The sequence below is a fragment of the Centipeda artemidis DSM 19719 genome, assembly GCF_000426665.1.
GTDB classification, from domain to species: domain Bacteria; phylum Bacillota; class Negativicutes; order Selenomonadales; family Selenomonadaceae; genus Centipeda; species Centipeda artemidis.
Genome location: NZ_AUFU01000013.1, coordinates 38016 through 51834 on the forward strand (window position 1 = coordinate 38016; position 13819 = coordinate 51834).

Consider the following 13819-nt stretch of genomic DNA (forward strand, 5'->3'; position numbering starts at 1 on the left):
GAAATGACGAATCAGAAGAAGTTGACGGCGTTCGTGCTTGCGGCGCTTGCGGTCTATGCCTGTCCGTGCGGGAATCCGGCATCTGCCGCAGAGAAGGCGGACGATCATGCAACGGGCGCAGTCGATACCTATGAGCTTGATCCCGTGGATGTCGAGGGGCGGAGAGAAAGTATTCCCGGCGGCATGGTGCAGGAGGAGACGAAGCTCGGTGTGCTTGGTGCGCAGAGCATCTTTACCGTGCCGTATTCGGAGATGAGCATGACGGAGAAGATGATCGAGACGTATAACGATCCGAGTCAGCCGCTCGCGAATGTCCTTCTCAACAATCCGTCGATCCGTTCGAGCACGAGCTCGCCGATGTACAGCGATTTTTCGATGCGCGGCATCAATATGAACGGCAATCACATGATGCTGAACGGCGTGCCGAGCCTTTACTCGCAGTTCACGGTGCCGCCGTCGCATGTGATCGCGCGCATGGACATCACATCGGGACCGAACGCAGCCGTGAACGGCGTCAGTATGTCCAACAACGGCACAAACAGCGGCGCGACGCCGGCGCCCGGTACGGTCAATATCGTGACGAAGCGTGCGGGCGCCGTGCCCGTCACGCGCTATACGCAGGTCGTGAGCGGACGCGGGACGTTCGGCGAGTACATCGACGTCGGCCGCCGCTTCGGCAGGAACGAGGCGTGGGGGCTGCGCGTGAACGGCGAGCTTCTGCACGGGAAGATGTCGCTGCGGGACGCCGAGATGCACAACAGCAATATCTTCTTCAACCTCGACCACCATGATGCGCGGAGCACGACGAATCTCTTCGCGGGATTCTTCGACCAGCGCGTGGACGGCGCGCAGCGCTGGTTCACCTACACGGGCAATACGGCGCAGCTGCCGACGGTGCCGGATGCGACGACCCCGTATGACTTCAAGGAGACGACGAAGCGCATGTGGGGGCATATCCTCACGCTGAATCACGAGCAAAAGATAGACGACCGCTATACGGCGTTCTTCAACGTCGGATTCTCGCGCCGCGACGGGGAGAAGTACAATTCGGGCGCCAGTTTGGCATTTGACGCGAACGGGAACTTCACCGGGAGCAACCGCTCGAACGCGCAGCACGAGGCGGCGCGCAACGTCTATTTGCAGGCGGGCATCAAGGGAACCGCGGTGACGGGCGCCGTGCGTCACGACTTTGCGCTGTCCGTCGACCGCTCGTGGGCGAAGTACTGGAACGCGAACAACTGGAGCGGCTATAATCTCTACGGCGGGAACCTCTACGACGGGATTTCCTTCCTGCCGGGCTTTACGGTGCCGAGCTATAAGCCCTATCTGCCGCAGTGGGAGGAGCTGAACGTCGGCGTGACGCTTGTGGACGCCATGCGCGTCGGCAAGTGGAACGTACTGCTCGCGGCGTCGCAGAAACATGAGCATTTCAAAAATATTTCCTCGGGCAAGACGATCGAGAACACGAATATCCTGCCGACGTGGGGACTGACCTACCGTCCGACGGAGCGCACGTCGATCTACTACGGGCATACGGAGAGTTTCTCGCGCGGCGCGGTTGTCATGAACAGCAGCACAAAAACGTATATCAACGAGGGGGAAACGCTCGCGCCCGTGCGGAGCAGGCAGAACGAGATCGGCGTCAAGCATCTGGCGGGCGGCGTGCTTTCGACGCTGAGCTTCTTCGAGATCGACGAGCCGAATCTGATTGACGTGCCGCTCGGCGGCACCAATTATCGCCGCGCGGCGGACGGCAAGAACCGCTATCGCGGGATCGAGTACACGGTGAACGGCAAGCCTCACGCGAAGTGGACGGTGACGGGCGGCCTCCTCTATCTCGACGCCGAACGAGCGCATACGGCGGGCGGGGCGAAGGACGGCGCGTTCGTCACGGGCGCCGCAAAGTACTCGGGCGTCGTCGGTCTTACCTATGAGCCGACGGACGCGTGCAGCTTCATCGGGCGCCTCGTTTGGAGCGATAAGGCCTACATTGAGAATACGTCGGGCAGGGGCAAGATCGAGATCCCCGCATACGCGACGGTGGATCTCGGGATGACGTATAAGACGCACATCAACACGGTGCCGACGAAGCTGAGCCTGATGTGCTACAACGCGCTCAACAAGAGCTATTGGATGGGGCGCGGCGGTTCGTCGACGTTCGGGCTGTCGATGCCGCGCACATGGATGTTCTCGGCGCAGTTTGATATTTAATGATGTGTGTACGCCGCATACCGCTTGTCGGTGTGCGGCGTTTTCCGCATGACGGCCCGAGAGGAGGCGCTTCATGAGACGACTGCGGTTTTACCTGCGCAAATGCAGGCTGCTCGCGGTATTCCTCGCGCTGTGGCTGGCGGTGCTCGCGGGGGCGGTGCAGCAGGATAAGAGCGCGCACCCCGCGGAGATCACGCTCGCGGCGCCGCGCGACCTCGCGCCGGGGGAGAAGGATCCCTATTACATCAGCAGTATCGGCATGGTGTGGGAACCCCTCGTCGGGGTGGATGCCGACGGCCATCTGCGCGGCGTGCTCGCGGCGTCTTGGCAGGCGAACGAGGACGCGACGGTATGGCGGTTCAAGCTGCGCCGCGGCATTTCCTTCCAAGACGGCGAACCCTTCGACGCGGACGCGGTGGTGGCGAATTTCCGCCGCTGGGAGAATATGGGCTATCGCCTGTCGTCGTTTTACGGATTCCTCCTCGCGCGCGTCTATCCGGGCTACGCGGGGATCGAGAAGATCGCCGACGACGAGGTGGAGCTGCGTTTCTCCGAACCGCAGCCGATGCTCGTCTACCGCATGATCAACTTCTCCTCGCCGATGTTCAGTCCAAAGTGTTTTGACATCGAGTCGGGCGATTTCACGGGCTATGCCGTGGGGACGGGCCCCTTTGCCATCGTTGACCGCAAACCGGGGCAGTATGTCGTGCTGAAGCGTTTCGACGGCTATCACGGGACGCCCGCAAAGAGCGAATACATCCGGCTCGTGAGCATGCCGAACGCCGCCACGCGCTTCTCGGCGCTGCGGGCGGGCGAGGTGGAGGGCGTCCTCGATCTCGGCTCGCTCACGCCGTCCCTCACGCTCGCCCTGCTGCGGGACCCGCGCTTTGCTGTCTCTTCGAACCGCAATACGATCAATCAGTATGTGACGGTGAACCAGAGCCGCTTCCCGTTTTCGGATGTGCGGATGATGCGTGCGATCAGCCTTCTCATCGACCGCGAAGCGATTGTGCGGTACTATTTCAACGGGCAGTCGGAGCCGACGATGAATCTGCTGAACCGCTGCAATCCGTTCTATAAAGAAATTCCGCTCGTACACGACGAGGCGGAGGCCGTCCGCCTTGCGGACGAAGTGATGGGAGGAGAGACCTATCGGGCGACGTTCCTCATCCCGCAGTACGGGCTGAGCCGCTACTCCTACAAGGAAGTGGTCGAGTATCTTCAGGCGGCGCTGCGGAAGCTGCACGTCGAAGCGCGCATTCTGATCCTCGACAGCGCGACGCATTCGAAATACATGTCCGCCGGCAACTACGACTTTTCGATCGGGACGCACGGGCTTGCGAACTACGCGCCGGAGACGCTGATGGAGAGCTATATGGCGACGTGGGGGAGCAATAATAAGCTGTACCACGTGGGCTATGAGAACCCCGCGGCGGACGCGGTCTTTAAGGAATTGCCGGAGGTGATCGACATGGACCGGCGCCGCGCATACTATGACGAACTGCAGGATATGGCGGTTGAGGCGCCGCCGCTCATCCCCTTCGGCAGCGACAATAACGTCGTGGTTTACAATGCCGCGGAGCTGACGGGCTACAACGCGACGACGTACGGGATTACGCTGGATCAGGTGGAGAGGCGGTGAGGCGATGAAAACGTATTTCCGGCAGCGCCTGCTGCTCCTCCTGCCGACCCTCGTCGGCATGACGGCGCTGGTCTTTGCGCTCGGCTTTATCTCGCCCTCCGATCCGGCGGCGGTGATCATGACGATGGACGGCGTGACCGCGCCGTCGCCGGAGGAGATCGCGGTGAAGCGGGTGGAACTCGGGCTCGACCGCCCCTATGCCGTGCAGTACGCCGCGTGGCTCGGCGGGGTGCTCCGCGGGGACTGGGGCGTCTCCTTTATCACGGGGAAAAACGTACTGCAGGAACTCCTGCAGGCACTCCCTGTGACGCTCTCGCTCGCGGGCATGGCGCTCCTTTGGGTGATCCTCCTCAGTGTGCCGCTCGGTGCCGTCATGGCGGTGTATCGCCACGGAGCGGCGGAGCGCTGGCTGACGCTGCTCTCCATCGCGCTGACGTCTCTGCCGAGTTTCTGGCTCGCGATCGTCCTCATGCAGATCCTCTGCGAGAACCTGCGCATCTTCCCCACGAGCGGCTACGGGACGGTGCGCCATCTGCTGCTGCCGGGACTCGTCCTCGGCGCGGGGACGATCGGCGCGGTGATGCGGCTCCAGCGGGACGCGCTGACGGACGTGCTCGCGGAGAACTACATCCTGACGGCGCGGGCCAAGGGGCTCCCGCTCTTTTACATCGTCTACCGCCACGCCCTGCGCAACGCGTTCATTGCAACCGCGACGATGCTCGGCAACTACGCGGGCGCTCTGCTCGGCGGCGCGGCGATCATCGAGCTGATCTTTGCCCTGCCCGGGCTCGGCACGCTCGCGCTGACGGCGGTGCAGGCGCGCGACTATCCGATGATCCAAGGCTATGTGCTGATGGTCGGCTGCATGATGATACTCGTAAACATGTGCGTCGATGTGTTCTATGTGATGTTAAAACCGAATCTGCGGCTGGGGGATGGGCAAAATGACTGAGATGAACCGGCTCGAACGCGGCGCGCTCGCCGTCTGCGCCGCCTTTATCTTCGTCGCGGCCGCCGCGCCGCTCCTCATGCCGTACGATCCGAACTTCGTCGATATGGGGCATGTGCTCGAATATCCGAGCGCGCGCTATCTGCTCGGCACCGATCCGCTCGGGCGCGATGTGCTCAGCCGTCTCATCTCGGGCGCGCGCGTCTCGATCGGGTTTGCCACGGCCGCCGCGTTCTGCACGATGACGGTCGGGCTCGTCGTGGGAACGGTCAGCGGTTATGTCGGCGGGCGTGTGGACGCACTGATTCAAACGGTGGTGAACGTCTTTCAGGGCATCCCGAGCTTTAGTCTGATGATCGCGCTGGCGGGGCTTCTCGAGCCGGGCGTCACGAGCATGCTCATTGCGGTCGTCGTGACCTCGTGGACGGGATTCTCGCGCGTCGTGCGCGGCGAGGTGATCCGCATCAAGGGCGAGCCGTTCGTCGAGGGGCTGCGCGCGCTCGGGGCGGGCGCGGGATTCATCGTCGGCCGCTATGTCCTCAGGAGTCTCCTGCCCGTCGTCATCGTGCTCTTTACCATCCGCATCGGCATGGTCATCCTCTCCGTCTCGGGGCTCAGCTACATCGGCATCGGGCTCCAGCCGCCGACGTCGGACTGGGGGCTCATGGTCAGCGAGGGGCAGACCTATTTCCGCACGTATCCGCTGCTTCTCTATGCGCCGGGCGCGTGCATATTTATCCTGTGCGTTGCGGTCAACATCCTCGGCGAGAGCTTGCAGCGGCGCTTTGCCGGGCGTACGCGGCGCGAGATGTAGGGGGGGACGGTCATGCAGGAAATGAACAGTGAAGACATCGTACTGCAAGAGCTGAGCGTGAGTTTCCCCTATGAACAGGGGCTCGTCCTCCATCCTGTCGACTGCACGTTCCCCGCACGTGAGATCACCGCCGTGATCGGCGAATCGGGCAGCGGGAAATCCGTGCTCGGCAAGGCGATCGTCGGGCTGCTCAGCCGCGCCGCCGTCACGGGGCGCATTCTTTACGACGGGCAAAATCTAGCGCAGCTCGGGGAAGCGGAACTGCGCGCGTACCGCGGGCGGCACATCTTCTTCATGCCGCAGGATCCCGCGCTCGCGCTCAACCCCGCGCTGACCATCGGAGAGCAGCTCACCGAGGCGCTCGAATACCATGAGGGAACGGCGCCCGGTGCGGCGCGGCGGCGCGCGATTGCCGAGCTGGAACGCTATGGATTCGACGACGCGGCGCGGATCTTTGACGCCTATGCGTTCAGTCTCAGCGGCGGGATGCGGCAGCGCGTCCTCTGCGCGATCGCCTCGCTCATGCGCCCGCAGTGGATCATCGCGGACGAGCCGACGAAGGGGCTTGACCCCGGACTGCGCAAACAGGTCTTTGCACTGTTCCGCCGGCTTGCCGAGACGCAGAACTGCGGCTTTATCATCATCAGCCACGACCTGCGGTTCGTGCGGCGGATCAGCGGCCGCACCGTTGTGCTGCGGGACGGGCGGCTCGTCGAGCAGGGCGCGACGGAACTTCTCTTTACGCAGCCGCAAGCGGATTATACGCGGACGCTCGCGGCGGCGGCGGAGGCGTTCGCACGAGAGGGGGGAGCGGCATGATGCGCTGTGAACACGTCGGCAAGGTCTTTCGCAGCGGCTTTATGGGCGGCGGGGCGGTGACCGCGCTTGAGGACGTGTCTTTTTCCGTTGCGGAGGGGACGACCTATGCGCTCTGCGGGCTCAGCGGCTCGGGCAAATCGACGCTCGGGTGCATCGTGCTGGGACTCATCCCCCCAACGAGCGGCGCCGTGTATTACGGGGACGAACCTCTTGCCGATCGGCTGAGGACGCGCGCCGCGGAGCAGGAGTTTCGCCGGCACAATCAGATGATCTTTCAAAACCCGCAGGCGTCGCTCTATGAAAATTTCCCCATCCGCCGCCTGCTCGAAGAGCCGTACCGCATTCATGCGGCGGCGATGGGCGCGCCGGATTGGGCGCGGATCTTGGCGTGCCTTGAAAAAGTCGGTCTCGGCGCCGACCTCTTGGATCGGTATCCTGCGGAGCTGAGCGGCGGACAGCTCCAGCGGCTCTCCATTGCGCGCGTACTGACCATGCAGCCGTCCTTCATCGTGCTCGACGAGCCGACCGCGATGCTCGACCCAACCGTACAGGTGCAGATCATGCATCTCCTGAAAGACCTGCAAAGAAAAGAGCGTCTGACCTATCTCTTTATCTCGCACGACCTCGATCTCGTGCGCTTCCTCGCCGACGACGTGGGCATCATGTGCCGCGGGCGCATGGTCGAACAGGGGCGCGCCGACGAAGTGCTGAGCGCGCCGCGCGAGGAGTTCACGCGCGAATTTATCGCCGCATTCGACGGCTTTTGAAAGCCTTGCAGGAATATTGGCGTATTTCGATGCGTACCACTTGCCTTATCCATGGAAACGTGATATGCTGATAACATAAAGGCGCGAACCCCGCTCGTTTCGGCGGAGCTTCGTGCCGTATTACAGGAAAGATGCCCACAGCAGCGAAAACATATCTCAACTTGGGTTTGTCACCCGGGCACGGCGTGATACCCGTGCACCGCAGGCGAGACCTGCGGGTCGGCATCTTGTCGCATATGAGAGAACCGGCGGCCTGCACATTATGTGCAGGTGCGGCGGTTCTTTTTTTTTGTTACGAAAAAATTAATTTTATAAAATAGTGTTGTGTTCACTTACAAAATATGATATTCTACTTCAATTCGTAGGCGCAAACAGCAATTAATGCAGAAAATGATTGGGGTTTCCCGATAGCTTGCGGTCTTCGGATCGCGCGTGCAATGCGCCTAGTTTTTATGAAAGATGCCTACAGCAACGACCGGTTGGAGCGAAGTATGGTTCGAATCCGTACCGCGGGATCTTTGATCCCGTGCCTGCAAAGCATGGCATCTTGTTGACGATATACAGGTGAGGAGGACGGAGCCATGTTGGAACTATTGAAAAAAGAGAATAACGAGACGTTTGCGCGCACGGAAAACGATGCGGCAGCGCTTGCAAGCACAGGTTCCGACTGCCTCGACCTGTTTGCTTCGATCGGGGCGCTGCGCGCTGCGGACGAGGAGGAGATTCGGCGGCGCTTTGTTCGTGCCTTCGCCGAGGACCGGACGACGGCGCTGCGGATCCTCTTCTATGCGCGCGATATTCGCGGCGGGCTTGGCGAGCGGCGCGTGTTTCGCGTAATTCTGGCGTATCTCGCGGTGCACGCGCCCGAGATCGTGGAGAAAATTCTCCCGCAGATCGCCGAATACGGGCGCTGGGACGACGTCGCGGCGCTGGTCGATACGCCGTGCGCACCCTGCGCCGCCCGGGTGATTGCCGCGCAGATGAGGGAGGATCTTCGCGCGCTGTCAGCAGGGGAGTCTGTCTCGCTGCTCGCGAAATGGCTGCCCTCGATCAATACGTCGAGCCGTGCGGCCGTCATGCGCGGGCGGAGGCTCGCGCGCCTGCTCGGGCAGACCGAGGCGCAGTACCGAAAGTCGCTCGTACAACTGCGCCGCCGCATCGCGATCATTGAGGATCACCTGCGGACGAAGGACTATACTTTTGATTATGAAAAGCAGCCGTCCCGCGCGCTGTTCCTCTATCGTCGGGCATTCCTGCGCAATGATAAAGAGCGCTATACGGATTTCATCACGCGTGTAGAGCGCGGCGAGGCGTCCATGCATGTGGGAACGCTCTATCCGTATGACATCATTCGTCCGCTGATGGACTTTACTGTCATCTATGGGATATTGCAGGGCAAGGAGCCGGCCTCCGAGGAGGAGCGCCGCTCCATGGATGCGGCGTGGCGCTCGCTCCCCGATTATACGCACGGAGAGAATGCTCTCGTTGTGATGGACGGTTCCGGTTCGATGTATCAGTGGGGCGCAAATCCCCAGCCGATTGCCGTCGCTGTGTCGCTTGCGGTCTACTTTGCCGAGCGGAACGAAGGCCGGTTCAAGAATCACTTCATTACGTTTTCGCAGCATCCGCGTCTCGTCGAGGTGAAGGGCGCGCGCATTGATGAAAAGGCGGCGTACTGCGCGAGCTTTAACGAGGCGGCGGATACGAATATTCAGGCGGTGTTCGAGCTGATTTTAGAGACGGCTGTCAAGAATGGCCTCTCGCAGGAGGAGCTGCCTGCGCGGCTCTATATCATCTCCGATATGGAGTTCAACGTCTGCACGCAGAATGCCGATATGACGAATTTTGCGTATGCAAAGGAGCTTTTCGCATCGCACGGCTACACGCTGCCGGAGCTTGTTTTCTGGAATGTGGCGAGCAGGCACGGGCACCAGCCCGTGTCGCAGAACGAGCAGGGCGTCATGCTCGTCTCCGGGTGCAGTCCGAGCGTGTTCGGGATGGTGGTCGAGGAGCGGATCACGCCCTACGACTACATGATGCAGGTGCTCGGCAGCGAGCGCTATGCGGGCATCTCGGCATAGCGGAATATTGCATTCAGGGACATTCATACCATAGGAGAAAAGGAGCTGCCGCACCGAAACGCATCTGCTGCGTCGGTGCGGCGGTTCTTTTTTTGTACTTTTGTTGTGGGCGCCGTTCTAAGGGAACCGGTCTTGCTTGAGATGCGAACGAACGATATTATAAAATCAGGGCGGTTTATCCGCATTGGAACGTACACGGGAGGTGCGCTGATGAAACTTACATTTGATCTGACGCCGCAGGATTATATCGACTACACGCTTTTCTATGCGCGCAGGGCACCCTTTTTCAAAAAGCCGCGGAGGCGTCTACGGATCGTGATCGCGCTTTGCGCGCTTGTCGCCGTCTTGGGTGCACTGCCCCGGGTGCATATCATGAACGTCATGCATGGGGCGATTCTAGCCGGCTTGATCCTCCTGCTTGCGCTTGTGATCTACGGGGTGATAGTGAAGATCACCGATGCGTCACTGCGGCACAATGCGCGGGCGATGTTTCTGACTGCGGGGCGAAACAACAGTGTCGGAGCGCGGATCGTCGAGTGCGGCGATCAGCACCTCACGGAACATGCGTCGTATTACGATATGACGGCACGCTATAAGCAGTTCATTGTGCTGCAGCGGTCGGCGACGGCGTTTTATCTGACGTCGGGACCCACGGCGGTGCTCATCATTCCGTTGCGCGCTTTCAGTTCCGGTGAGGAACAGGAAAAATTCATCGAGCTGATGAAGGAAAAGGGCATTCCCTATGAGCCGTAAGCGGCGCTGCCGCATGAAAAAAGAGCCGGCACCGGCTCTTTTTTGCAGCTTATGAGAGCGCGAAGCCAATTTCATAGGCGTCGCCGTTCCTTTAGCACATCCGCCGCGATCTGCTCGGCGGTGAGGTGATATTTCCGTGCGAGTTCCGCGGGATTATAACGGTTGAAGAATTTTTTCGGCAGTCCGTAGTTCCGAACGCGAACGGCGGGGTGATTTCCATAATAGGCGGCGATCTTTTGTCCGAAGCCGCCGGCGAGAATCCCGTCCTCGAGCGTGAGGATGAGGCGGTGCTTTTTCCCGAGCGAATCGAGGAGTGAGGTATCGAGCCCCGAGAGATAGAGCGGGTTCACGACGGTCGCGCGGATGCCCTCGCGCGCGAGCATTGCCGCCGCATCGCTCGCCATTGCGGCAAAGTTGCCGACGCCGATGAGGGCGACGTCCGCGCCCTTTGTGACAACCTGATATTTGTTGAGGTCGGCGTAGTCCGCGCGCACGGGATAGGGACTCTTTGCGTAGCCCGAAAACGGCATGCGGATCATGACGGGATGCTCCGTTTGGCGCACCGCCCACGCGAGCACGGCGAGATGTTCCTCAATGCTCGCGGGCGCGAGATAGACGAGGTTTGGGATGTTGGAGAAAATCGAGATGTCGTAGAACCCGAGATGCGTGACGTCCGTACTGCGGTAGAGCGACGTGCCCGTCGCGAGGAACACGGCGGGACTGCGGTTGATGCACACGTCCTGCGCCATCTGATCATAGACGCGCTGAAAGAACGTGCTGTATGTGCCGAAGATCGGGCGCGCTCCGCCGCGTGCGAGTCCCGACGCCATTGCGACGGCGTGCTCCTCCGCGATGCCGACGTCGACGTACTGTGCGCCGAGCGCCGCGCGGTTTTCGGGGGTGAGACCAATGCCGCCGACGATGCCCGCCGAGAGATAGACGAAGTTCGGATTTTCCCGTGCCGTCCTCAGGACGAAATCGACGGTCGCGGCGTCGTATGCGCCCGGCGTTTCGGGGGACTTTGCCGTGCCCGTATCGAGGTGAAAGGGCTTGTGTCGGTGCCAGCCCTCGGGATCGTCCTCGGCAAAGGAGAGCCCCTTGCCTTTTTGCGTGACGATGTGGACGACGACGGGCACTTTCGTATCCTTGACCTCGGAAAAGACGCGGATCAGCTCCTCCGTGTCGTTGCCGTCCGCGACGAAGCGGTAATCGAGGTTCATCGCGCGAAAGAGGTTGTCGGGGGCGCTTCCGCCCGTCTCGCGCAGGGCGCGGAACTTCTCGTACATGCCGCCGTGGTTCTCCGAGATCGACCAATCGTTGTCGTTGAACACGATGATGAGGTTCGAGTGCATCTCGCCCGCGACGTTCAGCCCCTCGAGCGCCTCGCCGCCCGACATCGAGCCGTCGCCGACGACGGCGATGATATTTTCCGTGCGTCCCGCAAGATCGCGCGCCTTTGCAAGCCCCGTCGCAAGGCTGACAGCGGTCGATGTGTGCCCGATGTTAAAGATGTCGTGCACGCTCTCGTCCGTATTCGTAAAACCCGAGACGTCGCCGTACTCCGCCTCGTTGATATACGCACCCGCGCGCCCTGTGAGCATCTTGTGCGGGTAGCACTGATGCGACACGTCAAAGATGATTTTGTCCTGCGGCGAGTCAAAGACCGTGTGGAGTGCGATCGTTGCCTCGATGATGCCGAGGTTCGGTGCAATATGTCCGCCGCAGATGCTCGTGCGGCGGATGAGGGCGGCCCGCATTTCCTCTGCGAGGGCGGCGCGTGCGGCGGGGGTATAGCTCTTGATGTCCTCCGGGGAAGTGATGCGTTCTAAATACAATGCGAAAGACTCTCCTTTGTTTGCATTTGTTCATAAAACCTCTATATTATAGCATTTTTTCAAAAAGTCGTCTCGAGAATTTTTGAGCGCATACAAAAACTGCTGCACCTTTTTCCACGGAGAGGTGCAGCAGTTTTGTTTTATAAACAGAGCCTTATTTCTTCAGCAAAATCAGCGTGTCCGCTGCGATCTGCTCGGCGGTGAGATGGTGCTCGCGCGCGAGTTCCGCGGCATCGTAGCGATCGTGGAACTCCTTGCTGAGACCGTAGTTCCGCACGCGCAGCCCCTCGTCCGTGCCGTAGTACGAGGCGATCTTTTGCCCGAAGCCGCCCTCCAGGATGCCGTCCTCGAGCGTGAGGATCAGGCGGTGCTTCTCTTTGAGCGCATCGAGGAGCGCAGTGTCAAGCCCCGAGAGGAAGATCGGATTCACGACCGTCGCCCAGATGCCCTCCTTTGCGAGCTCAGCTGCCGCCTCGCTTGCAAGCGCCGCGAAATTTCCTGCGCCGATGAGGGCGACGTCCGCGCCCTCCGTAACGACCTCGTATTTATTGAGGTCACTGTAGTCCGTGCGTACGTCGTAAGGGCTTTCCTCGTAGCCGCCGACGGGCATACGGATCATTACGGGATGGGCAGTCTGCGCGACCGACCACGCGAGCACCGCCTTGTACTCTGCGAGACTCGCGGGCGCGAGGAACACGAGGTTCGGGATGTTCGCAAAGATCGCGATGTCAAAGAATCCGAGATGTGTCACGTCGTTCATGTAGTACATCGACGCGCCGACGAGGAGGAATACCGCCGGATTATTATTCACCGCGACATCCTGCGCCACCTGGTCATAAACGCGCTGGAAGAACGTACTGTAGGTGCCGAAGATCGGGCGCGCCCCGCCCTTTGCAAGTCCCGACGCCATCGCGACCGCCTGCTCCTCTGCAATGCCCACATCGACGTATTGACTGCCGAGTTCTGCGCGCTTTGATGGGGAAAGCCCGATGCCGCCCATCGTGCCCGCCGTCAGATAGACGAAATTCGAATTCTCCTTCGCCATCTTGAGTACGAACTCCACGCTTGCCTTGGCATAGGGATCGCTCCCCGTATGCTTTGCCTTGCCCGTCGCAATGTCGAACGGCCCGCAGTAGTGCCACGCCTCGCGGTTCTCCTCCGCGAACTTGTAGCCCTTGCCCTTCTGCGTTGCGATGTGGACGACGACGGGTTTTTCCGTATCCTTCACCTCGGAGAACGCCGCGATGAGTGTCTCCGCGTCGTTGCCGTCCGCGACATAGCGGTAGTCCAGCCCCATCGCGCGGAAGAGATTGTTCGGCGAAGTACCGTTTGTCTCGCGCAGCTCCTTGAACGCGCGGTACATCCCGCCGTGGTTCTCTGCAATGGACTGATCGTTGTCGTTGAATACGACGATGAGGTTCGAGTTCATCGCGCCCGCCGTATTCAGTCCCTCGAGCGCTTCGCCGCCCGACATTGAGCCGTCCCCGATGAAGGCGATGATGTTTTCCTTTCGCCCCGCCAGATCGCGCGCCTTTGCAAGACCGGTTGCGAGGCTGATAGAGGTCGACGTGTGCCCGACGTTGAAGAAATCGTGCGGGCTCTCCTCGGGATTCGTATAGCCCGATACCTCGTCGTACTGCGACTCCACGATGTACGCCTCGACGCGCCCCGTCAGCATCTTGTGCGGATAGGACTGATGCGAGACGTCGTAGACGATCTTGTCCTTTGGCGAGTCAAACACCGTGTGCAGCGCGATGATCGCCTCGACCGCACCGAAGTCCGGGCCAAAATGCCCGCCGTGAATGCTCGCACGTTTCAGCATCGCGTCGCGCATCTCCTGTGCGAGCGCCTTGCGCTCGGCTGCGTCATAGCCCTTGATGTCCGCGGGCGACGTGATTTTTTCCAAATACAAAGAAAATCCCCCTTTTCCATTGTGCGGCGCGACTCA

The 13819-nt window shown here is 60.9% G+C and carries 10 protein-coding genes; 8 read left to right on the forward strand and 2 right to left on the reverse strand.

The window, feature by feature from the left end; genetic code table 11:
- The first annotated feature begins 3 nt into the window (after window positions 1-3).
- The 8 genes from K341_RS0108210 (at window position 4) to K341_RS0108245 (ending at window position 10036) form a co-directional block, all read left to right on the forward strand.
- The gene (locus tag K341_RS0108210; protein WP_026762477.1) at window positions 4-2211 is read left to right on the forward strand and encodes a TonB-dependent receptor; all 2208 of its coding nucleotides are present in this window, start codon (window positions 4-6) and stop codon (window positions 2209-2211) included.
- A 73-nt stretch (window positions 2212-2284) separates the two neighbouring features.
- Window positions 2285-3853, forward strand: a complete 1569-nt coding sequence (locus K341_RS0108215; protein WP_009349352.1) for an ABC transporter substrate-binding protein — start codon at window positions 2285-2287, stop codon at window positions 3851-3853.
- Between the two features lie 4 nt (window positions 3854-3857).
- Entirely contained in the window at window positions 3858-4805 is a 948-nt protein-coding gene (locus tag K341_RS0108220) for an ABC transporter permease (protein ID WP_026762478.1), read from the forward strand.
- Entirely contained in the window at window positions 4798-5616 is an 819-nt protein-coding gene (locus K341_RS0108225) for an ABC transporter permease (RefSeq protein ID WP_009439413.1), read from the forward strand. The genes K341_RS0108220 and K341_RS0108225 overlap by 8 nt, the downstream gene beginning before the upstream one ends.
- 12 nt (window positions 5617-5628) lie before the next feature.
- The gene (locus K341_RS0108230; RefSeq protein ID WP_009439400.1) at window positions 5629-6435 is read left to right on the forward strand and encodes an ATP-binding cassette domain-containing protein; all 807 of its coding nucleotides are present in this window, start codon (window positions 5629-5631) and stop codon (window positions 6433-6435) included.
- Entirely contained in the window at window positions 6432-7202 is a 771-nt protein-coding gene (locus K341_RS0108235) for an ABC transporter ATP-binding protein (RefSeq protein WP_026762479.1), read from the forward strand. The genes K341_RS0108230 and K341_RS0108235 overlap by 4 nt, the downstream gene beginning before the upstream one ends.
- Window positions 7203-7783: 581 nt before the next feature.
- Window positions 7784-9283 (forward strand): DUF2828 family protein, encoded by a 1500-nt coding sequence (locus tag K341_RS0108240; RefSeq protein WP_009439328.1) that lies wholly within the window; start codon window positions 7784-7786, stop codon window positions 9281-9283.
- A 210-nt stretch (window positions 9284-9493) separates the two neighbouring features.
- Complete coding sequence (locus K341_RS0108245; RefSeq protein ID WP_009439392.1) at window positions 9494-10036, forward strand: YcxB family protein; 543 nt, start codon at window positions 9494-9496, stop codon at window positions 10034-10036.
- 71 nt (window positions 10037-10107) lie between these two features.
- On the opposite strand, the gene K341_RS0108250 is transcribed toward K341_RS0108245, so the two are convergent.
- Together K341_RS0108250 and K341_RS0108255 are read right to left on the reverse strand one after the other, a co-directional pair.
- On the reverse strand, window positions 10108-11871 hold the full coding sequence (locus K341_RS0108250; RefSeq protein ID WP_026762480.1) for a 1-deoxy-D-xylulose-5-phosphate synthase: 1764 nt from the start codon (window positions 11869-11871) through the stop codon (window positions 10108-10110).
- A gap of 154 nt (window positions 11872-12025) precedes the next feature.
- On the reverse strand, window positions 12026-13783 hold the full coding sequence (locus K341_RS0108255; RefSeq protein ID WP_009439477.1) for a 1-deoxy-D-xylulose-5-phosphate synthase: 1758 nt from the start codon (window positions 13781-13783) through the stop codon (window positions 12026-12028).
- Window positions 13784-13819 lie beyond the last annotated feature (36 nt).

Coding starts and splice junctions, on each gene's coding strand:
- K341_RS0108210 (WP_026762477.1), top strand. CDS start 4: ATGACGAATCAGAAGAAGTTGACGGCGTTCGTGCTTGCGGCGCTTGCG.
- K341_RS0108215 (WP_009349352.1), top strand. CDS start 2,285: ATGAGACGACTGCGGTTTTACCTGCGCAAATGCAGGCTGCTCGCGGTA.
- K341_RS0108220 (WP_026762478.1), top strand. CDS start 3,858: ATGAAAACGTATTTCCGGCAGCGCCTGCTGCTCCTCCTGCCGACCCTC.
- K341_RS0108225 (WP_009439413.1), top strand. CDS start 4,798: ATGACTGAGATGAACCGGCTCGAACGCGGCGCGCTCGCCGTCTGCGCC.
- K341_RS0108230 (WP_009439400.1), top strand. CDS start 5,629: ATGCAGGAAATGAACAGTGAAGACATCGTACTGCAAGAGCTGAGCGTG.
- K341_RS0108235 (WP_026762479.1), top strand. CDS start 6,432: ATGATGCGCTGTGAACACGTCGGCAAGGTCTTTCGCAGCGGCTTTATG.
- K341_RS0108240 (WP_009439328.1), top strand. CDS start 7,784: ATGTTGGAACTATTGAAAAAAGAGAATAACGAGACGTTTGCGCGCACG.
- K341_RS0108245 (WP_009439392.1), top strand. CDS start 9,494: ATGAAACTTACATTTGATCTGACGCCGCAGGATTATATCGACTACACG.